The sequence below is a fragment of the Streptomyces sp. NPDC004721 genome, from assembly GCF_053601495.1.
This window is the reverse complement of record NZ_JBSGBZ010000029.1, coordinates 1-26429: the sequence shown is the minus strand read 5'-3', so window position 1 is coordinate 26429 and position 26429 is coordinate 1. Positions and strand designations below refer to the sequence as shown.

General features: G+C 70.6%; 23 protein-coding genes and 1 tRNA gene. 3 read left to right on the top strand and 21 right to left on the bottom strand.

Annotated elements, in window-relative coordinates; translation table 11 throughout:
- Nucleotides 1-38: 38 nt before the first annotated feature.
- From relA to pgsA, 15 genes are all read right to left on the bottom strand, one after another.
- Nucleotides 39-2576 carry a GTP pyrophosphokinase gene (gene relA, locus ACWEK3_RS25265; RefSeq protein ID WP_384424722.1) on the bottom strand — a complete coding sequence of 846 codons (2538 nt, stop codon included), beginning with the start codon at nucleotides 2574-2576 and terminating at the stop codon, nucleotides 39-41.
- Nucleotides 2577-3144: 568 nt separating this feature from the next.
- A complete protein-coding gene (locus tag ACWEK3_RS25260) occupies nucleotides 3145-3684 on the bottom strand; it encodes an adenine phosphoribosyltransferase (RefSeq protein ID WP_141362739.1) in 540 nt (179 codons plus the stop codon).
- On the bottom strand, nucleotides 3681-4811 hold the full coding sequence (gene secF / locus ACWEK3_RS25255; protein ID WP_450542030.1) for a protein translocase subunit SecF: 1131 nt from the start codon (nucleotides 4809-4811) through the stop codon (nucleotides 3681-3683). Before secF ends, ACWEK3_RS25260 begins: the two co-directional genes overlap by 4 nt.
- 1 nt (nucleotide 4812) lies before the next feature.
- Nucleotides 4813-6582: a protein translocase subunit SecD gene (gene secD, locus ACWEK3_RS25250; protein WP_453250656.1), complete on the bottom strand. Its 1770-nt coding sequence runs from the start codon at nucleotides 6580-6582 to the stop codon at nucleotides 4813-4815.
- Nucleotides 6583-6716: 134 nt separating this feature from the next.
- The gene (gene yajC / locus ACWEK3_RS25245; protein WP_384424716.1) at nucleotides 6717-7208 is read right to left on the bottom strand and encodes a preprotein translocase subunit YajC; all 492 of its coding nucleotides are present in this window, start codon (nucleotides 7206-7208) and stop codon (nucleotides 6717-6719) included.
- 165 nt (nucleotides 7209-7373) lie between these two features.
- The gene (ruvB, locus tag ACWEK3_RS25240) at nucleotides 7374-8468 is read right to left on the bottom strand and encodes a Holliday junction branch migration DNA helicase RuvB (RefSeq protein WP_365421875.1); all 1095 of its coding nucleotides are present in this window, start codon (nucleotides 8466-8468) and stop codon (nucleotides 7374-7376) included.
- Nucleotides 8469-8483: 15 nt separating this feature from the next.
- Complete coding sequence (gene ruvA / locus ACWEK3_RS25235; RefSeq protein ID WP_361412749.1) at nucleotides 8484-9089, bottom strand: Holliday junction branch migration protein RuvA; 606 nt, start codon at nucleotides 9087-9089, stop codon at nucleotides 8484-8486.
- On the bottom strand, nucleotides 9086-9634 hold the full coding sequence (gene ruvC / locus ACWEK3_RS25230) for a crossover junction endodeoxyribonuclease RuvC (protein WP_450542025.1): 549 nt from the start codon (nucleotides 9632-9634) through the stop codon (nucleotides 9086-9088). Before ruvC ends, ruvA begins: the two co-directional genes overlap by 4 nt.
- 146 nt (nucleotides 9635-9780) lie before the next feature.
- Nucleotides 9781-10533 (bottom strand): YebC/PmpR family DNA-binding transcriptional regulator, encoded by a 753-nt coding sequence (locus tag ACWEK3_RS25225; RefSeq protein ID WP_361412751.1) that lies wholly within the window; start codon nucleotides 10531-10533, stop codon nucleotides 9781-9783.
- Between the two features lie 47 nt (nucleotides 10534-10580).
- Nucleotides 10581-11189, bottom strand: coding sequence for a pyridoxal 5'-phosphate synthase glutaminase subunit PdxT (pdxT, locus tag ACWEK3_RS25220; RefSeq protein ID WP_450542023.1), 609 nt, complete (start codon nucleotides 11187-11189; stop codon nucleotides 10581-10583).
- 41 nt (nucleotides 11190-11230) lie between these two features.
- Nucleotides 11231-12079 (bottom strand): pyridoxal 5'-phosphate synthase lyase subunit PdxS, encoded by an 849-nt coding sequence (gene pdxS / locus ACWEK3_RS25215; RefSeq protein ID WP_228918645.1) that lies wholly within the window; start codon nucleotides 12077-12079, stop codon nucleotides 11231-11233.
- Nucleotides 12080-12283: 204 nt separating this feature from the next.
- A complete protein-coding gene (locus ACWEK3_RS25210) occupies nucleotides 12284-12826 on the bottom strand; it encodes a LemA family protein (protein ID WP_365421888.1) in 543 nt (180 codons plus the stop codon).
- A 69-nt stretch (nucleotides 12827-12895) separates the two neighbouring features.
- The gene (locus ACWEK3_RS25205; RefSeq protein WP_453250655.1) at nucleotides 12896-14059 is read right to left on the bottom strand and encodes a glycosyltransferase family 4 protein; all 1164 of its coding nucleotides are present in this window, start codon (nucleotides 14057-14059) and stop codon (nucleotides 12896-12898) included.
- Complete coding sequence (locus ACWEK3_RS25200) at nucleotides 14056-14985, bottom strand: phosphatidylinositol mannoside acyltransferase (RefSeq protein ID WP_453250654.1); 930 nt, start codon at nucleotides 14983-14985, stop codon at nucleotides 14056-14058. The genes ACWEK3_RS25205 and ACWEK3_RS25200 overlap by 4 nt, the downstream gene beginning before the upstream one ends.
- Nucleotides 14982-15710 carry a phosphatidylinositol phosphate synthase gene (gene pgsA, locus ACWEK3_RS25195; RefSeq protein WP_361412882.1) on the bottom strand — a complete coding sequence of 243 codons (729 nt, stop codon included), beginning with the start codon at nucleotides 15708-15710 and terminating at the stop codon, nucleotides 14982-14984. Before pgsA ends, ACWEK3_RS25200 begins: the two co-directional genes overlap by 4 nt.
- Before the next feature lie 227 nt (nucleotides 15711-15937).
- Here pgsA and ACWEK3_RS25190 point away from each other — a divergent pair, with 227 nt between their 5' ends.
- A complete protein-coding gene (locus ACWEK3_RS25190) occupies nucleotides 15938-18136 on the top strand; it encodes an elongation factor G-like protein EF-G2 (RefSeq protein ID WP_450542017.1) in 2199 nt (732 codons plus the stop codon).
- 169 nt (nucleotides 18137-18305) lie between these two features.
- A complete protein-coding gene (locus tag ACWEK3_RS25185) occupies nucleotides 18306-19973 on the top strand; it encodes a hypothetical protein (RefSeq protein ID WP_450542016.1) in 1668 nt (555 codons plus the stop codon).
- A 21-nt stretch (nucleotides 19974-19994) separates the two neighbouring features.
- Here ACWEK3_RS25185 and ACWEK3_RS25180 read toward each other — a convergent pair whose 3' ends face one another.
- The 4 genes from ACWEK3_RS25180 to ACWEK3_RS25165 form a co-directional block, all read right to left on the bottom strand.
- Complete coding sequence (locus ACWEK3_RS25180) at nucleotides 19995-20540, bottom strand: HIT family protein (RefSeq protein WP_365421907.1); 546 nt, start codon at nucleotides 20538-20540, stop codon at nucleotides 19995-19997.
- A 90-nt stretch (nucleotides 20541-20630) separates the two neighbouring features.
- Nucleotides 20631-22607: a threonine--tRNA ligase gene (gene thrS, locus ACWEK3_RS25175; protein WP_365421909.1), complete on the bottom strand. Its 1977-nt coding sequence runs from the start codon at nucleotides 22605-22607 to the stop codon at nucleotides 20631-20633.
- Nucleotides 22608-22738: 131 nt separating this feature from the next.
- The gene (locus ACWEK3_RS25170) at nucleotides 22739-23974 is read right to left on the bottom strand and encodes a hypothetical protein (RefSeq protein ID WP_453250653.1); all 1236 of its coding nucleotides are present in this window, start codon (nucleotides 23972-23974) and stop codon (nucleotides 22739-22741) included.
- Nucleotides 23971-24537, bottom strand: coding sequence for a DUF4365 domain-containing protein (locus tag ACWEK3_RS25165; protein WP_390724346.1), 567 nt, complete (start codon nucleotides 24535-24537; stop codon nucleotides 23971-23973). The genes ACWEK3_RS25170 and ACWEK3_RS25165 overlap by 4 nt, the downstream gene beginning before the upstream one ends.
- Nucleotides 24538-24718: 181 nt before the next feature.
- On the opposite strand from ACWEK3_RS25165, the gene ACWEK3_RS25160 reads away from it, so the two are divergent.
- Nucleotides 24719-25447, top strand: a complete 729-nt coding sequence (locus ACWEK3_RS25160; RefSeq protein WP_390724347.1) for a 3'-5' exonuclease — start codon at nucleotides 24719-24721, stop codon at nucleotides 25445-25447.
- A gap of 45 nt (nucleotides 25448-25492) precedes the next feature.
- Here the strand turns inward: ACWEK3_RS25160 and ACWEK3_RS25155 are convergent.
- Nucleotides 25493-25564, bottom strand: a tRNA-Val gene (locus ACWEK3_RS25155).
- Between the two features lie 39 nt (nucleotides 25565-25603).
- Nucleotides 25604-26050, bottom strand: a complete 447-nt coding sequence (locus ACWEK3_RS25150; RefSeq protein WP_453250652.1) for an SRPBCC family protein — start codon at nucleotides 26048-26050, stop codon at nucleotides 25604-25606.
- Nucleotides 26051-26429 lie beyond the last annotated feature (379 nt).

The window sequence follows — 26429 nt, the reverse complement described above, 5'->3', positions numbered from 1 at the left end:
TGTCCGGACTGTCTTTCCCTGTACGTGTCCGGCCGGGGCTACGCCCGGCTGCGCGCCGACGTGACCCGGTAGACGTCGTAGACGCCCTCCACCCCCCGTACGGCCTTCAGGACGTGCCCCAGGTGCTTGGGGTCGCCCATCTCGAAGGTGAAGCGGGAGGTGGCGACGCGGTCGCGGGAGGTCTGGACGGCCGCGGAGAGGATGTTGACGTGCTGGTCGGACAGGACGCGCGTGACGTCCGAGAGCAGACGGGAGCGGTCCAGGGCCTCGACCTGGATGGCGACCAGGAAGACCGAGGACTGGGTGGGCGCCCACTCGACGTCGAGGATCCGCTCCGGCTCACGCGACAGTGAGTCCACGTTGACGCAGTCACTGCGGTGGACCGATACACCACTGCCCCGCGTGACGAAGCCGATGATCGGGTCACCGGGGACCGGAGTGCAGCAGCGGGCCAGCTTGACCCATACGTCGTCGACGCCCTTGACCACGACACCGGGGTCGGCGCTGGAGCGGCGCTTGCGGGAGCGCCCGCGCGAGGGCGGCACGCTCTCGTCGATCTCCTCGGTGGCCGCCTCCTCGCCGCCGAGCGCCTGCACCAGTTTCTGCACGATGTTCGGCGCGGAGACGTGCCCCTCGCCGATCGCCGCGTACAGCGCGGAGATGTCCGAGTAGCGCATCTCGTGCGCGAGGGTGACCAGTGAGTCGCCGGTCAGGATGCGCTGGATCGGCAGGTTCTGCTTGCGCATCGCGCGGACGATGGCGTCCTTGCCCTGCTCGATCGCCTCGTCCCGGCGCTCCTTGGAGAACCAGGCCCGGATCTTGTTGCGGGCCCGCGGGGACTTGACGAAGCCGAGCCAGTCGCGGGAGGGGCCGGCGCCGGCCGCCTTGGAGGTGAAGACCTCCACCAGGTCGCCGTTGTCCAGGGTCGACTCCAGCGGGACGAGCCGGCCGTTGACGCGTGCCCCTATGGTGCGGTGGCCGACCTCGGTGTGGACGGCGTACGCGAAGTCCACCGGGGTGGCGCCGGCCGGGAGCGCTATGACGTCGCCCTTGGGCGTGAAGACGAAGACCTCGTTGCGGGACAGGTCGAAGCGCAGCGACTCCAGGAACTCGCCGGGGTCCTCGGTCTCCTTCTGCCAGTCCAGCAACTGGCGCAGCCACGCCATGTCGTTGATGGCGCCCGCGTCCTTGCCGGCCTTGCCGGCGGGCTTCGGCGCGTCGGTACGGACCTTGGAGGCGCCGGCGACGGCCTCCTGCTTGTACTTCCAGTGCGCGGCGATGCCGTACTCGGCGCGGCGGTGCATGTCGAAGGTGCGGATCTGCAGCTCGACCGGCTTGCCGTTGGGACCGATGACCGTCGTGTGCAGCGACTGGTACATGTTGAACTTGGGCATCGCGATGTAGTCCTTGAACCGGCCGGGGACCGGATTCCATCGCGCGTGCACGGTGCCCAGGGCGGCGTAGCAGTCGCGGACCGTGTCGACCAGGACACGGATGCCCACCAGGTCGTAGATCTCCGCGAAGTCACGGCCGCGGACGATCATCTTCTGGTAGACGCTGTAGTAGTGCTTGGGCCGGCCGGTGACGGTGGCCTTGATGCGCGCGGCGCGCAGGTCGGCCTGGACCTCGTCGGTCACGATGGCCAGGTACTCGTCGCGCTTGGGGGCGCGCTCGGCGACGAGGCGGACGATCTCGTCGTACATCTTGGGGTAGAGGATCGCGAAGGCGAGGTCCTCCAGCTCCCACTTGATGGTGTTCATGCCCAGCCGGTGGGCGAGCGGGGCGTAGATCTCGAGCGTCTCGCGGGCCTTCTTCTCCTGCTTCTCGCGCTTGAGGTAGCGCATGGTGCGCATGTTGTGCAGGCGGTCGGCGAGCTTGATGACCAGGACGCGGGGGTCCTTGGCCATGGCGACGACCATCTTGCGCACGGTCTCCGCCTGCGCGGCCTCGCCGAACTTGACCTTGTCCAGCTTGGTGACGCCGTCGACGAGCAGGGCGACGGTGTCGCCGAAGTCGCGGCGCAACTGGTCCAGGCCGTACTCGGTGTCCTCGACGGTGTCGTGCAGCAGCCCCGCCATCAGTGTGGCCGGGTCCATGCCGAGTTCGGCGAGGATGGTGGTCACGGCGAGCGGGTGCGTGATGTACGGGTCGCCGCTCTTGCGCTTCTGGCCGCGGTGCCAGCGCTCGGCGACCTGGTAGGCGCGCTCGATCTGGCGCAGGGTCGAGTTCTCGATCTTCGGATCGTTGCTGCGCACTATCCGCAGCAGCGGCTCCAGCACCGGGTTGTACGGGTTGGCGCGCTGCACACCGAGACGGGCGAGGCGGGCGCGGACGCGGTTGGAGGAGCCGGAACGGCCGGGCTGGCCGACGGAGGGGCGCACGACGGGGGGCGGCGCGGGACGCTCGGGCGGGGCCGGCTTGGGACGCGCGGCCTCGGTCGACTTGCCGACGGGGGCCGACTGGGCGTGCTCGGCCGTCCCACGCGTGTCGCTCTTCGCGTGCGGCGCGGGCTTCGCCGCGGGCGCCGAGGCGGACTCGGGCTTTGCGGCGGTCAGTGGCTGGGCCTCGTCTGGCAAGAGGACTCCTCGTGCGCGATCCGGGTCCCCCGGTCAGGCTCCGGAGCCCCCATGGTAGCGATCCAGAGCTCCAGGATGCCCTCCAGCCCGATCGAAGGACCGTTTACGGGACAAACACACAAGACGGACACGGGATTCCGGTACCCACATTTCAAGCCCCCGCACAGCGGGGCGCCGCCCGTGCACGGCGCGCGCGAAACCCCCGCCGTGGCCTGGACAGAGCCCCAGGTCGGGGGGCCTCTCCCCCACCGAGCCGGGCAGGTAACCGGTAATCCGAAAGGCACAGGGTGACGAGACGGCTGCGGCCGGAAAGCCGCGGTGCAGGGGGCGGAGCCCCCGCCGGGGACTGGGGCGGAGCCCCAGGGACGGGACCCTCCTCACCCACCGAGACGGGCAGACGGGTGGGAAACCAGGGGTGCAGGCGGCGGAGCCCCCGCCGGGGACTGGGGCGGAGCCCCAGGGACGGGACCCTCCCCACCCACCGAGACGGGCGGACGGGTGGGCGAAGCCGGGGCGCAGCCCCCGAAAAAAAGGGGGCCTGGGGCAGCAACCCCCAGGCCCACCTTGGTCAGAGGCGGAGGAGCGCCTCCAGCGGCGCCCCCGACAGCGCCGGCTCCAACCGCGTCCGCCCACCGAGGAACCCGAGTTCCATCAGTACCGCCACACCGGCGACCTCGGCCCCCGCCCGCCGGATGAGCTGGATGGACGCCTCCGCGGTACCACCCGTCGCGAGCACGTCGTCGACGACCAGAACACGGTCCCCCGCGCTCAGATCCTCCGCGTGGACCTCGATCTCCGCCGAGCCGTACTCCAGGTCGTACGCCTGGCTCAGCGTCGCTCCGGGAAGCTTGCCCGCCTTGCGCACGGGGATGAAGCCGAGGCCCGCGCGGAGCGCGACCGGGGCGCCGAGGATGAAGCCGCGGGCCTCCAGGCCGACGACCTTCGTCGCCCCCTCCCGGGTGCCGACCTCCGCCAGCGCGTCCGTGAGGACGGTGAACGCCGCCGGATCCGCCAGGAGCGGGGTGATGTCCTTGAACATCACCCCCGGCGACGGATAGTCGGCCACATCACGGATGCGGCTGAGCAGCAGCTCCTGGACGTCGGTCATCGTCGCTTCCCCGAGGGTCGGCCGCGGCCCCGGCCACGGGAGGCGGGCTGGTTGCGCGGGCCCACCACGGCGGGTGTGGCGTCCTCCGGGTCCTCCGTGTCGTCATCGGCGGTGACCCCGGCGGACTCCGCCTCCAGGGGCTCACCCTGCGCCGCCGCGTGCGCCCGCTTGGCGAGCACGCGCTTCTTGAGGGCCTTCATCTGCGGCTCGAGCTCCTTGAGGTCGGCGACGAGCGGCGTGGCGATGAAGATCGAGGAGTACGCACCGGCCGCGAGGCCGACGAACAGCGACAGCGAGATGTCGTTCAGCATGCCCGCGCCGAGCACACCGCCGCCGATGAACAGCAGGCCCGCCACCGGCAGCAGCGCCACCACGGTGGTGTTGATGGAACGGATCAGCGTGCCGTTGATCGAGCGGTTCGCGATCTCGCTGTACGTCCAGCGGGTCTGCCGGGTGATGTCCTTCGTCTGCTCCTTGAGGCTGTCGAAGACGACGACCGTGTCGTAGAGCGAGTAACCGAGGATCGTCAGCAGACCGATCACCGTGCCCGGCGTGACCTCGAAGCCGACGAGGGCGTAGACGCCGGTGGTGATCGTCAGGTCGTGGATCAGCGCGACGAGCGCGGCCAGCGCCATACGCCACTCGAACGCGATCGCCAGGTAGATCACGACCAGGACCATGAAGATCCCCAGGCCCTGCCAGGCCTTGTTGGCGATCTGCTCACCCCAGCTGGGACCGACCAGGTCGGCGTTGATGTGCTCCGGATTGACCTTCAGGTCCTTGGCCAGAGCTTCCTTGATCTGGTCGGACTTGCCGGTCTCGATGCCGGCGATCTGGATGCGCAGGGTGCCGTCACCGAGCTTCTGCACGATCGACTCCGCGCCGGAGGAGGCGTCGTGGGCGTAGCTCTCCGCCTGGGCCACCGACGTGCTCATGTGCTTCGGCGTGGTGAAGACCGCTCCGCCCTGGAACTCGATGCCCATGTTCAGGCCACGCACCGCCAGGCCCAGGATGGCCGTGATGGTGATCAGGATGGAGACGCCGTACCAGATCTTGCGGTTCTTGATGAAGTCGTAGCCGACCTCGCCGTGGTGCAGTCGGGCGCCGAGGTTGCCGAGTTTGGACACCTCACGCCTCCTTCGTCTCGATGGGGGCGGAGGGACGACGGGTGCGGCGCAGCGGAGGCTTGGCGCCCAGGCGCTTGGGATCCAGTCCCGACCAGCTGTGGCCACTCGCGAAGAACTTCCGACGGGCGAGAATCGTCATCAGCGGCTTGGTGAACAGGAAGATGACCACGACGTCGAGCAGGGTGGTCAGGCCGAGCGTGAAAGCGAAGCCCTGGACCTTGCCGACGGTGACGATGAAGAGCACCGCGGCAGCCAGGAACGACACGAAGTCGGAGACCAGGACAGTGCGTCGGGCCCGCGGCCAGCCGCGCTCGACGGAGGGGCGCAGCGAGCGGCCCTCTCGGATCTCGTCCCTTATGCGTTCGAAGAACACGATGAACGAGTCCGCTGTGATGCCGATGGCGACGATCGCGCCGCACACGGCCGGCAGGTTCAGCGCGAAGCCGATGGTCGGGCCGAGCAACGACATGAGGGTGTACGTCAGCATCGCGGAGACCATCAGCGAAGTGATGGCGATCATCGCCAGGCCGCGGTAGTAGACCACCAGGTAGATCACGACCAGGGCCAGGCCGATGGCGCCCGCGATCAGACCGGCGTGCAACTGCTCGCCGCCGAGCGCGGCGGTCACGGTGGTGACGCTGTCCTCCTTGAAGGTCAGCGGCAGAGAGCCGTAGGACAGCATGTTGGCGAGGCTCTGAGCGGACTGCTGGTCGAAACTGCCCGAGATCTGGGCGTTGCCACCGGTGATGGCGCTGCGCACGTACGGGTCCGAGACCACGTCGCCGTCCAGGACGATGGCGAACTGGTTCTGCGGGGACTGGTTCTGAGCCAGCCTGCCGGTGATGTCCGCGAACTTCTTGCCGCCCTTGCTCGTGAAGTCGAGCTGGACGATCCAGCCGGAGGCACCCTGCGTGTCGAAGACCGCCTGCGCTTTGTCGACGTCGGTGCCGTCCACCTCGGCGGGGCCGAGCAGGTACTTCTGCCACTGGCCCTGCGAGTTCTGGCCGCAGGCGACGGTCGACTCGGTGGGCAGCACGCCCTTGCCGGCGGTGGCGCGCACGCCCTGCTTGCTGCAGTCCAGGGCGGCGTACTGGGCCTGGAGCTTGCTGTTCGCGTCACCGGAGCCGCCGCTCGGGGACGGGGCGGCGCTGGCGGGGGCCGACGGGCTCGCCGAGGCCTTCGGGCTGGCCGGGGAGACACTCGCGGACGGGGTGGCGTCCGCCTTGAGGGCGTCGGTGACCGGGCGGCCCTGCTTGGTCTCGCTCGCCGAAGGAGTCGGGGAACCGGAGGGCGTCGCCTTGCCGGTGGACTTGTCGGTCGCCTTGTGAGAGGTGCTGGGCGACGGCTCGGCCGGGGCGGCGCCGCTGATGTCGGTGGCGAGGACCGGACGGAAGTACAGCTTCGCGGTGGTGCCGACCTGGTCCCGGGCCTGCTTGGAGTTGGTGCCCTTGGGGATGTTGACAATAATGTTGTCATTCCCCTGGGTCTGGACCTCGGCCTCCGACACACCGAGACCATTGACACGGCGTTCCATGATGTTGACGGCCGTGTCCATGTTGGCCTTGTTGATCGCGGATTCCTGACCGCGCTCCGGTACCGCCCGCAACGTGATGCTCGTACCGCCGGCCAGGTCGATGCCCAGGCGCGGAGCGGTGTTGCCGGTGACGAACATGCCTCCGGTGAGCGCCACAATGGCGAACAGAATGAGGGCCAGCGAGCGCCCCGGCTTGCTCTGGGCGCTCGCACTGCGTCCCTTTTTGGATACAGCCACCTTTTAGCTACTCCCTCTCGGGCCGTCCCGCGCCGGGTCAGCTCGGCGACGGCCATCACATGGTGTCGGAATCCCGCACGAAGTGAACGCATCCCAGGGCGCGCGCAGGTCGTGCCGCGCGCCCTGGGTGGTGACTACTTCGCCTCGGAGTCGCCGTCGGTCTTCTTCGGCTCGTCCTCCGCCTTCGCCTCGGCCGCGTCGGCCGGCTCCTCGGCCGCGTCCTTCTTGCCGAGGTCGATGGGCTTGTCGTCGGAGGCGCCGTCGGTGTCGGCGGACTCGTCGGTACCGGTGAGGGAGGAGGCGTCGTCGGGGACGAGGTCGGCGTCGGACTTCAGGTCGTGCTCGATGCCGTGGACGATGCGGTTGTACTCGTCGTCGCTCAGGACGGTCGCGATCGCGTTCTTGGCGAACAGCAGCTCAACGCCCGGGCCCGCGTCGAGGAGGACCGTGTCGTCGTTGACCTCCTTGACCGTGGCGTACATGCCCCCGATGGTGCGGACACCACTGCCGGGCTGCATCTGGTCGCGCATGTCCGCGGCCTGCTGCTGCTTCTTCTTGGCCGACCGGGTCATCAGGAACATGGCCCCGATGAGCACGATGAACGGGAGGAGGGTCACGAGACTCACGGGTCGGAACTTCCTTCACACGACCGCGATGGGGAGCGGCCTGATTGGTTGGGGGTATGTGTACTGCCTACAAAGGCGGCATCGGCGGAGTCTAGGCGAGTCCGCATGCAAGGAACAACGCTCAGCATGACACCTGGGTTCCTTCCCGGGCCAATACCCCAGCCGTCACGCCCCGAACAGGCCCTGTTGTCCGTTTCCCGCAGCTGACGAGCCGGGCGGGGTGAGGCCGAGGTGCGCCCAGGCGGCGGGGGTGGCGACACGGCCGCGCGGAGTGCGGGCGAGCAGGCCCTCGCGGACGAGGAACGGCTCGGCGACCTCCTCGACGGTCTCGCGCTCCTCCCCCACGGCGACCGCGAGCGTCGACAGGCCGACCGGGCCGCCGCCGAAGAGCTTCAGCAGAGCCTCGAGGACCGCCCGGTCGAGCCGGTCGAGGCCGCGGGCGTCCACCTCGTAGACCGCCAGGGCCGCGGCGGCGATCTCGCGCGTGATGGTCCCGTCGGCCTTGACCTGCGCGTAGTCGCGGACGCGGCGCAGCAGGCGGTTGGCGATGCGCGGGGTGCCCCGGGAGCGGCCGGCGATCTCGGCTGCCCCGTCGGTGTCGATCCGGACGTCGAGGAGGCTCGCCGAGCGGTGGACGACGCGCTCCAGCTCCGCGGGCCCGTAGAACTCCATGTGCGCGGTGAAGCCGAAGCGGTCGCGCAGCGGGGGCGGCAGCAGGCCCGCGCGTGTCGTGGCGCCCACGAGTGTGAACGGGGGCAGTTCGAGCGGGATGGCGGTGGCGCCGGGGCCCTTGCCGACGATCACGTCGACCCGGAAGTCCTCCATCGCCATGTAGAGCATCTCCTCGGCGGGCCTGGACATGCGGTGGATCTCGTCGAGGAAGAGCACCTCGCCCTCCTGGAGGGAGGACAGGATGGCCGCGAGGTCGCCGGCGTGCTGGATGGCGGGACCCGAGGTGATGCGGATGGGGGCGCCCATCTCGGCCGCGATGATCATGGACAGGGTGGTCTTGCCCAGGCCGGGGGCGCCGGACAGCAGCACGTGGTCGGCGGTGGCGCCGCGCGCCCGGGCGGCGCGCAGCACGAGGTCGAGCTGTTCGCGGACCTTCTCCTGGCCGATGAACTCGTCCAGGTCCTTGGGGCGCAGGGCGGCCTCGACGGCCTGGTCCTCACCGTCGGCGGCGGAACCCACCAGCCGGTCCGCCCCGGGGCCGACACGCTCCTCGGCGGCGGGCGTGTCGGTCGTGTCGTCCCAGTTCACTCACGTACTCCTGGCTCAGCGGGCTCGGTTCAGGGTCTGCAGGGCCGCCTTGAGCAACCGGCCCACCTGGGGCGTGCCCCCGGCGGCCTCGGCCTGGGGTGCCACGGCGGTCACCGCCTCGTCGGCCTCGCGGGTGGCGTATCCGAGGCCGATCAGCGCCGCGTGCAGCTGGTCGCGCCAGCCCTGGGTGACCGGCGCGCCGACGACGGGTGCGCCGACGGGCTCGCCGAGCCGGTCCTTGAGCTCCAGCAGAAGCTTCTGGGCACCCTTCTTGCCGATGCCCGGGACGGCGGTGAGGGCCTTCTCGTCTCCGGTGGCGACGGCCCGGCGCAGGGCGTCGGGCGTGTGCACGGCCAGCATCGCCTGGGCGAGCCGCGGTCCCACCCCGCTGGCGGTCTGCAGCAGCTCGAAGACCTGGCGCTCGTCGTCGTCCGCGAAGCCGTACAGGGTCAGCGAGTCCTCCCGCACGACGAGGGACGTGGCGAGCCTGGCCGGCCGGCCGAGGCGGAGCGTGGACAGCGTGTTCGGGGTGCACTGCACGGCCATGCCGACACCGCCGACCTCGACCACCGCGGCGTCGGGGGCGAGGGCTGCGACCGTGCCGCTGACGAAGGCGATCATGCCGTACGGCCTTTCGTTGTCGAGGGTTGTCCGGCCGCGTGCGCGGCGACGGCCTGCTGGAGCCGGTTCTGGGCGGGGGCTCGCCAGATGTGGCAGATGGCCAGGGCGAGAGCGTCGGCGGCGTCGGCCGGCTTGGGAGGCGCGGCGAGCCGCAGCAGGCGGGTGACCATGGCGCCGACCTGCGCCTTGTCGGCACGGCCGCTGCCGGTGACGGCGGCCTTGACCTCGCTGGGGGTGTGCAGGACGACCGGGATGCCGCGGCGGGCCGCGCAGAGCATCGCCACGGCGCTGGCCTGGGCGGTGCCCATCACCGTGCGCACGTTGTGCTGGCTGAACACGCGTTCCACCGCCACGTATTCGGGGCGGTGCTCGTCCAGCCACCGCTCTATCCCCTGCTCGACGGCGACCAGGCGGTGGCTGAGGTCGGCGTCCGCGGGGGTGCGGACGACGCCGACGCCGAGCATGGTCAGCGGCCGGCCCGCGACTCCCTCGACGACACCGACGCCGCAGCGGGTCAGTCCGGGGTCGACTCCCAGTACGCGCACGCGTGTCCCCTCCCCTCGTGACATGGTCGCGGTCCGTGGTGGTGATCTTTGCCTGACGCCAGGCTATCCGCTGCCACCGACAACGACGGCGGGCCGGCGGGAATGTCCCACCGGCCCGTACAAGCCCAGGCGATCCGCGGCGGCGGTTACGCCTCGACCTTCTCCATGATCTCGTCGCTGACGTCGAAGTTGGCGAAGACGTTCTGCACGTCGTCGCTGTCCTCGAGCGCGTCGATCAGCTTGAAGATCTTCTTGGCGCCCTCCTCGTCCAGCTCCACCTGCATGGTGGGGACGAAGTTGGCCTCGGCGGAGTCGTAGTCGATGCCGGCCTCCTGGAGGGCGGTGCGGACCGCCACCAGGTCGGTGGCCTCGCTGAGCACCTCGAAGGACTCGCCGAGGTCGTTGACCTCCTCGGCGCCCGCGTCCAGGACGGCCGTCAGGACGTCGTCCTCCGACAATTCGTCCTTGGGGACGATCACGACGCCCTTGCGGTTGAAGAGGTACGACACCGAGCCCGGGTCGGCCATGGAGCCGCCGTTGCGGGTCATGGCGACGCGGACGTCGGAGGCGGCGCGGTTGCGGTTGTCGGTGAGGCACTCGATGAGCACCGCGACACCGTTCGGCCCGTAACCCTCGTACATGATCGTCTCGTAGTCGGCGCCGCCGGCCTCGAGGCCACCGCCGCGCTTGATGGCCGAGTCGATGTTCTTGTTCGGCACCGACTGCTTCTTGGCCTTCTGCACGGCGTCGTAGAGCGTCGGGTTGCCGTCCAGGTCGACGCCGCCCATGCGAGCCGCGACCTCGATGTTCTTGATCAGCTTCGCGAAGAGCTTGCCGCGCTTGGCATCGATGACGGCCTTCTTGTGCTTCGTCGTGGCCCATTTAGAGTGGCCGGACATCTGCCTGTCTCCTTCGCGTAACCCGTCTGCGTACGAACGCAGGAATCCTACAAGGACTCCGGTGTCCGGTTCGCGCGCACCATGTCGACGAACAGGGCGTGCACGCGGTGGTCGCCGGTCAGCTCCGGGTGGAACGACGTGGCCAGCGCGTTGCCCTGGCGGACCGCGACGATGTGGCCCTCGTGCTCGGCGAGCACCTCGGCCCCGGCGCCGACGGACTCGACCCAGGGGGCGCGGATGAAGACGCCCTCCACAGGATCTCCCAGAACGCCCTTGACCTCGACGGCGGCCTCGAAGGACTCGTTCTGCCGTCCGAAGGCGTTGCGGCGCACGATCATGTCGATCCCGCCGATGGTCTCCTGGCCCGAACGCGGGTCGAGGATCTTGTCGGCGAGCATGATCATGCCGGCGCACGTGCCGTAGACAGGCAGGCCGTCCCGCACGCGCGCGCGGAGGGGGTCCATCACTCCGAAGAGGACGGCCAGCTTGGAGATGGTGGTGGACTCGCCGCCGGGGAGGACGAGGCCGTCGACCTCGGCGAGCTCTTCGGGGCGCCGCACCGGCCTGGCCACGGCGTCCGCCGCGGCCAGGGCGATGAGGTGCTCCCGTACGTCGCCCTGGAGGGCCAGGACGCCTATGACGGGTGAGTCGGTCATGTACGTGGGGTTCTCTCTGCGTGCGGTCCCTTGGAGCCCGCTCACCAGCCGCGGTTGGCGTAGCGCTCGGCCTCGGGGAGGGTGTCGCAGTTGATGCCGACCATGGCCTCGCCGAGGTTGCGGGACGCGTCCGCGATGATCTTCGGATCGTCGTAGAAGGTGGTGGCCTTCACGATGGCGGCGGCGCGCTTGGCCGGGTCGCCGGACTTGAAGATGCCGGAGCCGACGAAGACACCCTCGGCGCCGAGCTGGCGCATCAGAGCGGCGTCGGCGGGGGTGGCCACACCGCCGGCGGAGAACAGCACGACCGGGAGCTTGCCCAGCTCGGCGACCTCCTTGACCAGCTCGTACGGGGCGCGCAGCTCCTTGGCGGCGGCGTACAGCTCGTGGTTGTCGTAGCCGCGCAGGCGAGCGATCTCGTTCTTGATCTGGCGCAGGTGGCGGACGGCCTCGACGACGTTGCCGGTGCCGGCCTCGCCCTTGGAGCGGATCATCGCGGCGCCCTCGGCGATCCGGCGCAGGGCCTCGCCGAGGTTGGTGGCGCCGCAGACGAAGGGGGTGGTGAAGGCCCACTTGTCGGAGTGGTTGACCTCGTCGGCCGGGGTGAGGACCTCGGACTCGTCGATGTAGTCGACGCCGAGCGACTGAAGGACCTGGGCCTCGACGAAGTGGCCGATGCGGGACTTGGCCATGACCGGGATGGAGACGGCGTCGATGATGCCCTCGATCATGTCCGGGTCGGACATGCGGGCCACGCCGCCGTCCTTGCGGATGTCGGCGGGGACACGCTCCAGGGCCATGACCGCGACGGCGCCCGCGTCCTCGGCGATCTTCGCCTGCTCCGGCGTGACGACGTCCATGATCACGCCGCCCTTGAGCTGCTCGGCCATGCCGCGCTTCACACGGGCTGTACCGGTCTCGGGGGTCTGGGCGGAGTCGGAAATCGTGGTGGACACGGGTGACCTCACTTGGTGAGAAGAGGGTGTGGTGCGCCACTGAGGAAACGGGATTGGACCAGTCCAGAGCAAGGGCCAATGGGAACCCGGTGGATCCTTTTCGCCCGGCACCGCCCGAGAGAGCGCCACTGGTTCCGGTCAGGCGGCCCGCTCCGCCAGGGCCGTCGGCGGCTCGTCGTCCATCTCGAAGGCCATGGGGAACGGGGCGTGTCCGGCCAGCCGGAACCACCGCACCTTGCGGTGTTCGCGCAGCCGGCGGGCGGCTCCCACGGCGTCGTTGTGGAAGCGGCGGGCCATCGGCACCCTGCGCACGGCCTCGGTCAGCTCGTGCGCCGCCTCCTCTCCCCCGGGCGCCTCGCGCACCGCCTCGACCTGCTGGGCCTCGGCGAACACGGCCCGCAGTGCCTGGCTCAACTCGCTCTCCGCGACCTCCCGTTGCTCTTCCTCGGCCTGCCGCGCGGCGTGCGCGGACTCGTACAGCACGATGGAGGCCGCCGGGTCAAGCACGCCGGAGGTGGCCAGTTCCTGCGCCACCGAGGCCCGCCGCAGCAACTGCGCGTCCAGCGCGGCCCGCGCGGCGTCGATACGGGCGTGCAGCCGGTCCAGCCGCCCGGCCGTCCAGCTCAGATACAGCCCGACGGCCACGAGCGCGACGACAATCCAGATGAGCGTTACGGTCACGGGCGGCAAGGCTACCGGGACGCCACGCCCGGATGGCCGGGGCCTTGCGTCCCGGACGAGCCGCCGAGGTCAGTCCCGGGCCAGGCCCAGGCGGGCCCGCAGCCCCGTGGCGCGTTCGTCGGCGGCCACGGCCGCGGCGCCGGCGGTGACCGTCTCGTAGACGGAGAGGATGTCGGCGCCGACGGTCGACCAGTCGAAGCGCCGCACATGGGTGCTGCCGCGTTCGCGCAGTTCGGCTCGGCGGGACGGGTCGGCCAGCAGGCGCACGGCGGCTTCGGCGAGGGCGTCGGCGTCCTCGTTGGCGAAGAGTTCACCGGCCTTGCCCTGGTCCAGGACCTGGGCGAAGGCGTCCAGGTCCGAGGCGAGGACCGGGGCTCCGGCCGACATGGCCTCGACCAGGATGATGCCGAAGCTCTCCCCGCCGGTGTTCGGGGCCACGTACAGGTCGACGCTGCGCAGGAGACGCGCCTTGTCCTCGTCGCTGATCATGCCGAGGAACTCCACGCGCGAGCGCAGTTCCCTCGGCAGGTCCGCCACGGCCTGTTCCTCGTCCCCGCGGCCCGCGACCAGCAGACGGGCCCCCGGCCGGGCGGCGAGGATCCCGGGCAGCGCCCTCATCAGCACGGGCAGGCCCTTGCGGGGCTCGTCGATGCGGCCGATGAAGCCGATCGTGTCCCCCTGCCACTCGGCCTTGGGCTCGGCCTGGGCGAAGAAATCCACGTCGACGCCGTTGGGGATCACCACCGCGTCGCCGCCGAGGTGCTCGACGAGGGTGCGGCGGGCGTACTCGCTCACCGCGATCCGCGCGCTGATCTTCTCCAGGGCCGCCTGGAGGATGGCGTACGCGGCGATCATCGCCCGCGACCGGGGATTGGAGGTGTGGAAGGTGGCGACGATCGGGCCCTGGGCCGCCCAGCAGGTCAGCAGGCCCAGCGACGGCGAGGTCGGCTCGTGGATATGGATCACGTCGAACCGGCCCTCGTGCAGCCAGCGCCGCACCCGGGCCGCCGACAGGAGGCCGAAGTTGAGCCGGGCCACCGAGCCGTTGTAAGGCACCGGGACCGCCCGGCCGGCCGAGACGACGTAGGGCGGCAGCGGGGTGTCGTCGTCCGCGGGGGCGAGGACGGACACCTCGTGGCCGAGGCCGATGAAGTACTCCGCCAGGTCCCGGATGTGGAACTGCACACCACCGGGCACGTCCCACGAGTAGGGGCAGACGATGCCGATCCTCACGCCGTCGCCGTCCCGGGGTGCGCGGGATCCCGTCCGGGATCCAGGTCCGCGAGCCACAAGCGCTGAAGCATGTGCCAGTCCTCCGGATGCTCGGCGATCCCCGTGGCGAAGGCGTCGGCCAGCGCCTGTGTCATGACAGACGTCTTCTCGGCCCGCGTACCTGTCCCGGGGACGTCGACCGGAGGATGCACACGGCCCCGCATGACGGGCGAGTCGTCGTACCAGAGGGTGACGGGCAGCAGCAGGGCTCCCGTCTGCTGGGCGAGGAGGGCGGGACCGGCGGGCATCCGGGCCGTCTCGCCGAAGAACCTCACCTCCACCCCGGAGGCGGACAGGTCTCGGTCGGCGACCAGGCAGACCAGGCCGCCGTCGCGCAGCCGCCGGGCCAGCGTGCCGAACGCGGAGCCGCCGCTGTGCGGCAGGACCTCCATGCCGAGGCCCTCGCGGTAGGCGACGAACCGGTCGTAGAGCGTCTCCGGCTTCAGCCGCTCGGCGACCGTCGTGAACGGCGTCTTCAGCTCGGTGGTGACCCAGGCGCCGGCCAGGTCCCAGTTGGCCAGGTGGGGCAGGGCGAGGACGACGCCCTTGCCGGACGCCAGGCCGTCGGTCAGGTGGTGCAGGTCCTTGGGGTCGAAGCCCGCCCTGATCCGCTCGGCACTCCAGGCCGGCAGCCGGAAGGACTCCATCCAGTAGCGCAGGTACGAGCGCATCCCCGCGCGCGACAGCTCGGCGAGGCGCTCGGGGGTCGCGTCGGGCACCACGCGCTCGTAGTTGCCCTCCAGCCGCCGCACACCCTTGCCCCGCTGCCGCCAGGCCAGGTCGGCGACCGTGCGGCCGAGCCGTGCGGCGACCGGTTCGGGGAGCTTCTTGACGGTGCCCCAGCCGAGGCCGTACAGCCCGTCGGTGAGCCGCTCCTGGACGGTCATTTCGCCGCCTCGCTCCCCTGCTCCCGCCGGGCCGCCGCGGCCTCCGCCTCGGCGGACTCCCGGCGCACCGTGACGACCCGCTGGATCAGCGTGACCAGGCTGCCCGCGGCGACGATCCACAGGGCGATCGGCAGCAGGTACTGGATGCCCGGCACCCCGAACTTGTGCAGGCCCGCGAACCCGGCCGCGACCAGCGAGATCACCAGCCGCTCGGCACGCTCGACCAGCCCGTTGACGGCGACCGGCAGGCCGATCGACTCGCCGCGGGCCTTGGTGTACGACACCACCTGGCCGCTGGCCAGGCAGAAGATCGACACCGCGCACAGCACGTTGTCGTTGCCATGACCCGCGTACCACAGGGCGAAACCGCCGAAGATCGCGCCGTCGGCGACCCGGTCGAGGGTGGAGTCCAGGAAAGCGCCCCAGCGGCTGGAGCGGCCGAGCTGGCGGGCCATGTTGCCGTCGACGAGGTCGGAGAACACGAACAGCGTGATCACGACCGTGCCCCAGAAGAACTCGCCCCGCGGGTAGAAGACCAGCGCACCCGCGACCACTCCGGCGGTCCCGATGAGCGTGACCGTGTCCGGGCTCACGCCCCGGCGGATGAGAAACGCGGCGAACGGTGTGAGGACACGCGTGAAGAATGCACGCGCGTACTTGTTCAGCATGGCCTTCCCGAGGGTCGGTGTCGCCGGGCGGCCCCTGCTGGCCACCGGCTGGCCCATCGTAGTCACGCGCGCGCGTGCGCGGCGGCCGGGCGCCCGACCTCCGCGGGCACCGGCGGCCGGGCGTGCGCAAGCGCTGGTGGACAGCGGGATCGGGTCCTTCGTATGGACGCAGCGTGACGGGAGTGGAAAGCTCGAAGGACCGCGGGCGTCGCAGGAGCCGCCAGTGCACGCGGTGCCGCGTGTCCGCGCCCACAGTGACCTCACCCTCAACGGGAGGCAGGATCATGGGCGACAAGACGCAGACCCACCCCGGAGCCGCCGGCAGGGCAAGGGCGGCCGACCATCCCGCATCCGTACGCAATGTGGTGCTGGTCGGCCACTCCGGATCGGGCAAGACGACCCTGGTGGAGGCTCTCGCGCTGACCGCAGGAGCGGTGAACCGCGCCGGCCGCGTGGAGGACGGCGGCAGCATCTCGGACTACGACGAGATCGAGCACCGGCAGCAGCGCTCGGTGCAGCTCTCCCTGGTACCCGTCGAATGGGACGGCATCAAGATCAACGTGCTGGACACCCCCGGCTACGCCGACTTCGTCGGGGAGCTCAGGGCCGGTCTGCGTGCCGCGGACGCGGCCCTGTTCGTCGTCTCGGCCTCCGACGGCGTGGACGGCTCGACCCGCGTGGTCTGGGAGGAGTGCGCGGCCGTCGGCATGCCCCGCGCCATCGTGATCACGCATCTGGAGTCCGCGCGCGCGGACTTCGAGGAGATGACACGGGTGTGCGCGGAGGCGTTCGGCGCGGACGACCCCGACGCCGTCCTGCCGCTCTACCTGCCGCTGCGCGGCCCGCAGGGACCCGACGGGCACGCGCCCGCGACCGGTCTGGTCGGACTGCTGACGCAGAAGCTGTTCGACTACTCCTCCGGCGAGCGCAAGGAGTCCGAACCGGGCGAGGACCAGCTGCCGCAGCTGGAGGAGGCCCGCAACCGGCTGATCGAGGGCATCATCGCCGAGAGCGAGGACGAGACCCTCATGGACCGCTACCTCGGCGGTGAACAGGTCGACGTCAAGACGCTCATCGAGGACCTGGAACGGGCCGTCGCGCGCGGGGCGTTCTTCCCCGTCCTGGCCGCCGCGCCCGCCGCCGAGGGCGCCAGGCAGGGCATCGGCACCGTGGAGCTCCTTGACCTGATCACCCGCGGCTTCCCCACCCCGCTGGAGCACGAGGCACCCGCGGTCACCACCATCGACGGCGGCCCGCGCGAACTGCGGCCGTGCGACCCGGACGGGCCGCTGGTCGCCGAGGTCGTCAAGACCTCCTCCGACCCGTACGTCGGCCGCGTCTCCCTGGTCCGCGTCTTCTCCGGCACCCTGCGCCCCGACGAGACCGTGCACGTCTCCGGACACGGCCTGGCCGACCGCGGACACGAGGACCACGACGTCGACGAGCGGGTCGGCGCCCTGTCCACGCCCTTCGGCAAGCAGCAGCGCCCGGTGACGCACGTCATCGCCGGCGATCTCGCGTGCGTGGCGAAACTGGGCCGCGCCGAGACCGGCGACACGCTCTCCGCCAAGGACGACCCGCTGCTGATGGAGCCGTGGCAGATGCCCGACCCGCTGCTGCCGCTCGCCATCCAGGCCCACAGCAAACCCGACGAGGACAAGCTCTCCCAGGGCCTGGCCCGGCTGGTCGCGGAGGACCCGACGATGCGCCTGGAGCAGAACCAGGACACCCACCAGGTGGTGCTGTGGTGCCTGGGCGAGGCCCACGCCGACGTCGCCCTGGAACGGCTGCGCAGCCGCTACGGCGTCCAGGTCGACGTCGTACCGCACCGGGTCTCGCTGCGCGAGACGTTCGCGGACCGGTCCGCGGGGCGCGGACGGCACGTCAAGCAGTCCGGCGGCCACGGCCAGTACGCCATCTGCGAGATCGAGGTGGAGCCGCTGCCCGGCGGCTCGGGCATCGAGTTCGTGGACAAGGTCGTCGGCGGAGCCGTGCCACGGCAGTTCATCCCCTCGGTGGAGAAGGGCGTACGGACCCAGGCCGCCAGGGGCGTCGCCGCCGGCCACCCGCTGATCGACGTACGGATCACCCTGCTGGACGGCAAGGCCCACTCGGTGGACTCCTCCGACGCGGCCTTCCAGACCGCGGGCGCGCTCGCACTGCGGGAAGCCGCGGCCGACGCGCGGATCCACCTGCTGGAACCGGTGGCCGAGGTGACCGTGCTGGTCGGCGACGACTATGTGGGCCCCGTGATGAGCGACCTGTCCGGACGGCGCGGCCGGGTACTGGGCACCGAACAGGTGGGCAGCGGCCGCACCCTGATACGCGCCGAGGTGCCCGAGATCGAGATCGGCCGGTACGCGATCGACCTGCGCTCCCTGTCGCACGGCACGGCCCGCTTCGACCGCAGGTACGTACGGCACGAGCCGATGCCGCCCCAGGTGGCCGAACGGATACGCCAACAGGAGCGCGAAGCTTCATAGTCGGCGCGCCCGGCGCACAACCAGGGCGCTGGAACGCATCGTTGCGAACAGGTGGACGGCTCCGGCCGTCCGCCTGTCCGCGCGCTCGGCTGCCGATACCCTGATGACCTGATCAACAGGTGTGCCGGGCAGGGAAGTCGGGAAGGCCGCAGATGCAGGAGCGGCGGCAATGGGGGCGGAAGTGACGGACGGATTCGATTTCAGTCCCGGGGCTCAGGTGCCCCTGTCCGGCTCGGCGGGGCAGACAGCGGCGACCAACTCGCTCGCCGCGGCCGCCTACCGGGACGACGAAGTGACCAAGATCCTGGCCGCGGACAACGAATGGCACCAGTCCAAGGTCAGCCTGCCGCGCCCCTGGGCGAAGATCTTCCGCCCCAGGTTCGGCGAGGCCTTCTCCCGCGCGGTGATCGACCGCATGCTCGGCGCCGGGCGCAAACCGCTCATCCAGTCCTTCGGCCTCGAACCCCAGGTCGTCGTGGAGCACTGCCTGGCCGCCCACCGCATCCGCCGCGACCGCGACAACTGGCTGACGGCGGTGACCGTACTGTGCGGGGCGCTCTTCCTGCCCGGCCTCCTCGTGTGGCTGCTCGTGTTCACCCTGCGCGCCACCATCGGCAAACGTGAGGACAAACGGGCCGGCGCCCTCGCCAACACCCTGCTGGTCGCCATGGCCGCACTCGCCGTGCTCTTCCTGATCAAGATGCCCTTCACCGACTTCTGGGCGTGGTACGCACGCGCGGCGGTCGTCATGCCCGTGATCGGCTGGTTCTGGGCCAAGCAGATCTGCGAACGCTCGGCGCGCGAACTGCGGGAGCGCTGGGAAGGCCTCCTGACCGGCGGTGGCGTGGGCGCCAAGATCCCCGAAGCCGTACCGGGCAACCCCGGCGACGCGGCCGAACAAGTACGCAAGGAACTCGCCCGGCTCAGTGCCGAGCAGCGCTCCAACTCCGTCTTCTACGCCGGCCCCAAGGGCATACTCGGCATGGGCACGCGCTGGGGCAGCTGGCAGCTGGCCGAGGAACTGGTCTCCGCCGAACCGGGCAAGGAGTTCCACCCCTTCCGCAGCTGGGACGTCATCACCGCGATCCAGGGCGGCCTGGCCATGCTGGAACGCACCTCCATCAACACCGGCGGCTTCCCCAAGCCGACCGTCACCCACTGGGTCGTCACACCGATCGGGGAGAACGCCAAGGAGGTCTCCCGGCCGAGCGGCGCCGACGTCGAGACGTACACGGTCAAGACGCACGCCATGCAGGACATCTGCAACAAGCAGCAGTTCGGCAGCGGCGACCGCCACTACCTCGGCGTGCAGTGGACCCTCTGGGACGGCCACCTGGTGATCACCATGCTGGTCACCGTGACGGTGCTGCACGACACCCTGCGCATCGAGGTCACCGGCCACGCCCTCGGACCGGTCAACCCCCTGTTCAACGAGAAACCGGCGGCCAAGGAGAAGACGGTCCAGAAGGCGCTCCGCTTCTGGGAGACCCGCAAGGTGAAACTGCCCCTGATCGACGCCGACGAGGTGGTACGGCTCGCCGCCCGCGCCCCCCTGTCCTGGTACCCGCCCCTGCTGAACTGGCTCGGCGGCAGCCTCACCCTGCCCGAGCCGTTCGGGCTGCGGCACGCCTGGGCCGACCAGCCCTGGCGCCACCGCTTCATGGCCGACGACGCGCTGCGCGCCGCCACCCCCGTGCTGCGGGTGGTGCACGCCGCGGCGCTCAAGGTCCTCAAGGAGAACGGCGTGAACGTCGAGAAGTTCGGCTCCCGCTCCGCGGTCCTCAGCGGCGCCGTCCAGGACGTGTCACCGAAGAAGGCCGACTCCTACGACGCGTGAGGCGTACGCCCGCGGTGCGGGCTACGCCTGCCAGGCCTCCGCGAGCATCGTGCGGGTGTCGGCGAGGAGCTGCGGCAGGACCTTCGTGTGGCCGACCACCGGCATGAAGTTCGTGTCACCGCCCCAGCGGGGCACGATGTGCTGGTGCAGATGGGCCGCGATACCGGCGCCGGCGACCGTGCCCTGGTTCATGCCGATGTTGAAGCCATGGGCGCCGGAGGCGGCGCGCAGCGCCCGCATCGCCTGCTTGGTCAGCTCCGCCAGCTCCGCGGTCTCCGCCTCGGTCAGGTCCGTGTAGTCGGCGACGTGGCGGTAGGGCACGGTCATCAGGTGGCCGCCGTTGTAGGGGTACAGATTGAGCACCGCGTACACCAGCTCGCCGCGCCGGACGATCAGCCCGTCCTCGTCGGACTTGGCCGGGATCGAGCAGAAGGGGCAGCCGTCGTCGGCACCGGGGCCGCTCGGCTTGTTCTCGCCCTGGATGTAGGCCATCCGATGGGGCGTCCACAGGCGCTGGAACGCGTCCTGCGTCCCCACTCCGATCTGCTGTTCCGGCTCACTCGTCATGCGTGCAGCATATGGCGTGCGACCTGCGGACAGGCAAAGGCCCCCGGGGATACCCCGGGGGCCTGAAGGCCTGTGTCGGTGGCCGCCGCATCACACCTGTACGCGGCGCTCCACCACGTCGAGGAGCTTCGCCAGCGCCTCGTCACGCGGAATGCCGTTCTCCTGCGAACCGTCGCGGTAGCGGAACGACACCGTGCCCGCGTTCATGTCGTCGTCACCGACGATGATCATGAACGGCACCTTGAGCTTCTGATGCGTCCTGATCTTCTTCTGCATGCGGTCCGAGGAGGAGTCCACCTCGACGCGCAGGCCCTTCTTCTTCGCGTCCGCGGCGAACTTCTGGAGGTACTCCACGTGGGCGTCGCCGACCGGGATGCCGACCGCCTGCACGGGCGCCAGCCACGCCGGAAACGCGCCCGCGTAGTGCTCGAGCAGCACCGCGAAGAACCGCTCGATGCTGCCGAACAGCGCGCGGTGGATCATGACCGGGCGCTGCTTGGAGCCGTCCGCGGCCGTGTACTCCAGGTCGAAGCGCTCGGGCAGGTTGAAGTCGAGCTGGACCGTCGACATCTGCCAGGTGCGGCCGATGGCGTCCTTGACCTGGACGGAGATCTTCGGGCCGTAGAAGGCCGCGCCGCCCGGGTCCGGGACCAGCTGCAGGCCCTGCTTCTCGCCGACCTGGCGCAGGGTCTCGGTGGCCTCTTCCCAGACCTCGTCGGAGCCGACGTACTTCTCCGGGTCCTTGGTGGACAGCTCCAGGTAGAAGTCGGTCAGGCCGTAGTCGCGCAGCAGGTTCAGCACGAAGGTGAGCGTCTTGTCGAGCTCGTCGGCCATCTGCTCGCGGGTGCAGTAGATGTGCGCGTCGTCCTGGGTGAAGCCGCGGGCACGGGTCAGGCCGTGCACGACGCCCGACTTCTCGTAGCGGTAGACCGTGCCGAACTCGAAGAGCCGCAGGGGCAGTTCCCGGTACGACCGCCCGCGCGCGTCGAAGATCAGGTTGTGCATCGGGCAGTTCATGGGCTTGAGGTAGTAGTCCACGCCCTCGTCGAGCTGCATGGGCGGGTACATGCCCTCGGCGTACCAGTCCAGGTGGCCCGAGGTCTCGAAGAGCTTCCCCTTGGTCGCGTGCGGGGTGTAGACGAACTCGTAGCCCTCCTCCTCGTGGCGGCGGCGCGAGTAGTCCTCCATCACTCGGCGGATGATGCCGCCCTTGGGGTGGAAGACCGCCAGACCGGAGCCGATCTGCTCGGGGATGGAGAACAGGTCCAGCTCGTTGCCCAGCTTGCGGTGGTCGCGCTTCTCGGCCTCGGCGAGGAAGTCGAGGTACGCCTTCAGCTCGTCCTTGGACGGCCAGGCGGTGCCGTAGATGCGCTGGAGCTGCTTGTTCTTCTCGTTGCCGCGCCAGTACGCCGAGGCGTTGCGCATCAGCTTGAACGCCGGGATCAGCCGGGTGGAGGGCAGGTGGGGACCGCGGCAGAGGTCCTTCCAGCACAGCTCGCCGGTCTTGGCGTCCAGGTTGTCGTAGATCGTCAGCTCGCCGGCGCCGACCTCGACGTCCGCTCCGTCGTCGTGCGACGCGGAGCCCTTGAGGCCGATCAGCTCCAGCTTGTACGGCTCGTCGGCCAGCTCCTCGCGGGCGGCCTCGTCGCTGACGGCGCGGCGGGAGAAGCGCTGGCCCCGCTTCTGGATCTCCTGCATCTTCTTCTCGATGGCCTTGAGATCCTCGGGCGTGAACGGCTTCTCGACGTCGAAGTCGTAGTAGAAGCCGTCCCTGACCGGCGGGCCGATGCCCAGCTTGGCCTCGGGGAAGATCTCCTGCACGGCCTGCGCCATGACGTGCGCGGTGGAGTGGCGCAGGATGTTGAGGCCGTCCTCGGAGGAGATCTCGACGCCCTCGACGGTCTCGCCGTCCTCGACCTCGTAGGCGAGGTCCTTGAGTTCGCCGCCGACGCGCGCGGCGACGATCGAGCGCTCGCCGGCGAAGAGGTCGGCGGCCGTGGTGCCCGTCGTCACCGTGCGCTCTTCCCGCTCGGAATCGCGTTGGATGATCACACGGACGTCTGACACCGGTCTCTCCTGACTGCAGGTGGGGTGCGGCGCCATACCTGGAGCGCGCGCATGACTGGGATCGTACCGACCCCGGGCCCGTGACCGCGAAACGATTACGCACGGTCCACGGTCGGTCGCAGTCGTTCGCCTCAGTCGTGGTCGTCCCCGCCGCACGCCTCCTCGAAATAGTCCCTGTCCTTGGCGTTCTCCTGCAACGACTTCATCAGCCGGTCCCGCTCCTCGTCGTCCACCTGAACGGGTACGACGCCGGAGGCGCCCGTGAGCCGGCGGAAGCCACCGCGGCTCTCCAGCCGTCCGAGCACGCGCACGGGCAGTCCGACGAGGTGGGCGTGCCCGGCGATGCGGTAGTCCTCCTCGTCCAGGGTCGCGCGCACGTACGGCACTTCGGCGCCCGCGAGCACCCGCAGCCGTACGGTGCCCTCGCCGCGCGGCTGCGCTCTGCGCATCCGCACCACGGTGCCGGTGATCCGCGCGGGCACCGACGGTTCGGCGCGCAGATAGCGGGCGCCGGCCTCGCGGAGCACGGGCAGGTCGCCCGGCGAGAACTCGACGGCCTCGGCGGCGGCCGCGCAGGCCTCGGGGACACCCGCGGCGGGCGCCCACTCGACATCGACCCGCGCGCCCTCGGTGCCGCGGACGAGGGCGGCGACGGCCTCGGTGAGTTCACGGCTGGCGCCCGCGCGGACGGCACCGTCGAAGGCGTCCATGGCGCCGGTGGCCCGGCGGTAGTCGACGGCCTCGCGGACGGCGTACAGGGCCTGGTGGAGGCATACGGCGAGGGGGCGTCCGGGGTCGACGGGGACGAAGGCGGTCAGGCCGCGGCCGTCGGCGGCGGAGCCGACGAGGACGTGGTCCAGGCAGGCGGCGGCCGAGCGCCGGTGGCGGGCGCCGTGGTAGCCGGCACGCGCGCATGTGGCGAGCGCGGCGGCGAGCAGCATCTGCCGGGCGGCGGCGCGCAGCCGTTCCTCGACGGTCCAGCCGGCGGCGTCGGCCGGCCCCTCCGGTACATCCCGCCACCAGCGGATCTCGTCGCTGGGCAGGGTGAGCGCGACCAGTACCTCGCGCGCGGAGGGCATGCCGCTGCGGGCGAGGGCGTCCAGCGCCTCGCCGAGCAGGTCGTCGCTGTCGGGGAAGGCGCGGCTCTCGGGCACGAGCAGGCTGGTGCCGGCACCGCCGGGGCCGGGCGGGGTCCAGCGGCCGTAGCGGCCGGCGGCGCCGCCGCGCCGCTGCCAGCCGTGCCGGCGCAGCAGGGTCCCGAGGACGGCGGGGTCGACGTCGGAGGGCGCGGGAAGGCGGTTGCGGTGGGCGTCGACGGGGTGCGGCCGCACCGGTCGCAGCGGTTCGTCGAGGGGGCGGTGCGTCATGGTCTGCCTCCCGTCCCGACCCGCGTCATGATCTCGCACAGGGCCCGGTCGTCGAAGATGCGCGAGGTCGGGATCCGCACGGTGGTGCGGTGCCGGCCGGTGAGGGGGTGGCCGGCGAGGTTGACCCAGTAGCAGCAGTGCCTGAGGTCGAGCCGGTCATGGCCGGCGCGCAGCCACTGGTCCTGCGACCGGGGCACGATCATCACGACGAGGATCTTGTGCACCGAGACCGGGGTGCGGGCGAGTTTCGCCAGGTGGGCGTTGTCCAGCGTGAAGGAGAAGAACCGGCCCGGGGGGTTGGGCGGTACCTGGTAGGTGCACTTCAGCTGCACCTTGATGGTCACCTCGTCGTCGACGGTGTGTCCGGGGGCGCTGTGGCTGACGTGCCAGTCGATGCCGTTGTCGGGGAAGGGCTGCGACAGCGAGCAGCCGGCCGCCGCGGCGACCGCGTGCAGATAGCCCACCTGAAGTGTCTCCATGCAGGCGGTGGTGGCGAGTGTGCCCCGTGGGGCGCTCGCGCGCTCGGGCAGCAGCCCGCCCCGCTCGGGCTGCGCCATCACCATGACCAACAGCCTTCCACGATTGGTGAATCCCCGCTGCGGGCGCGTGAACTGCAAAGACCCGCACTCCTGTTGTGTCCTTCCGGCGTACGGCGCAAACAGCCCGGGTATCACCAAACGGGCAGAAGGCGAACGCAGGAGACGCCGCGTCAGCTGCCCAGGTGGACGGAGGAGTTGTGGGCGTATGACGTGCTGGTACGAGGGGCCTCTGGCCGCGTTCGACACGGAGACGACGGGCGTCGACGTCGAGACCGACCGCATCGTGTCGGCCGCCGTCGTCGTCCAGGACGGCCCGGCCTTCCGGCCGCGGGTTCACCGCTGGCTGGTGAATCCGGGCGTGCCGGTTCCGGAGGCGGCGACGGCGGTGCACGGGCTGACCGACGAGCATCTCCAGCGCAACGGGCGCTGGCCGGCGCCGGTGATGCACGAGCTGGCCGAGGAGCTGGCGGAGCAGGCCGCTCTGGGGCGGCCGCTGGTGGTGATGAACGCGCCGTTCGATCTGACGCTGCTGGACCGGGAGTTGCGTCGCCATCGGGCCTCGTCGCTGGACCACTGGTTCGAGGCGTCGTCGCTGCGGGTGCTGGATCCGCGGGTGCTGGACAAGCATCTCGACCGCTACCGCAAGGGCAGGCGCACCCTCACCGATCTGTGCGCGCACTACGGCGTGGCCCTGCAGGACGCGCACGACGCGGCGGCGGACGCCCTGGCCGCGATGGAAGTGGTCCGCGCGCTCGGCCGCCGGTTCGCGGCCCGCCTGGAGCGGCTGACCCCGGCGGAACTGCACACGCTGCAGACGGGATGGCACGCGGCGCAGGCCCGCGGTCTTCAGGCGTGGTTCGCGCGCAGCGGGACGGAGGAGACGGTGGACCCGTCGTGGCCGCTGCGTCCGGACCTGCCGGCGGCGGCCGCGTAGGCATGAGAAAAGGCCGGTCCGCCTGTGCGGACCGGCCTTACCCGGTGGGCGATACTGGGTTCGAACCAGTGACCTCTTCGGTGTGAACGAAGCGCTCTCCCACTGAGCTAATCGCCCGGGAACGCACTGAACCATACAGGTCTGCGGGGCGTTCGTTCAAACCGCTTCCAGGTGTGCGGCCAGTCCGCGTCGTCCGGCTCGCATCATCAGCCGGTGGTTCGCGCGAAAGAGGGGCCGGCCGGGCACGGCGAACCGCCTGAGCAGCGGTTTGTTCACGTCGACGACCTGGTCGTAGCGGGCGAGGGTGCCGGTGCCGTGCGCGGTGAGCGTCCAGCGCGCCCAGCCGTCGACGTCCCCGGTGAGCACGGCCTCCAGGACTCCGGCGGCCGGGTCGCGGCGTACCTCGCGCGCGGTGAAGGTCAGGTCGTAGGGCAGGAGGGAGCGGATCCGGATCACGCCGGTCGCCGCGTCGGTCCGGGTCACCTCGCGCACCTGCCGCCACCAGCGGGGGTAGTCCTCGACCCGTTCCAGTGCCCGGTAGACGGCGTCGGGCGGTGCGGGCAGGGTCCACCAGGTGCGGAAGCGGTAGTGGGTCCAGTCCATGGGACGAGTCTGGACCGGGCGCCCGCCGGTTCGGGATCTCTCCTTCCGTACCCGTGAAGAAAGGTGACGGCGTTTTGGAAAAGGTCCGGGGATTTCCTCCGGAGGCAACGTCCGGAACTTCTCCCGGAATGGGACATAGTCCCGGAAGTCGGCCTTCTCCTTGATCCTCAAATACTTCTTCGGGAAGAACGGGACGGGTGGTCGACTTCTCGGCGCGATCGCCGACGCCGCACTCAGAAGTAACGGATCGTCACCGCGCTCCCCGGCGCCCCGTACATACGCCGGCGGCCCGTCCGCGTGATCGCAGACGGGCCGCCGGTTCCGGGTGGGCGATACTGGGTTCGAACCAGTGACCTCTTCGGTGTGAACGAAGCGCTCT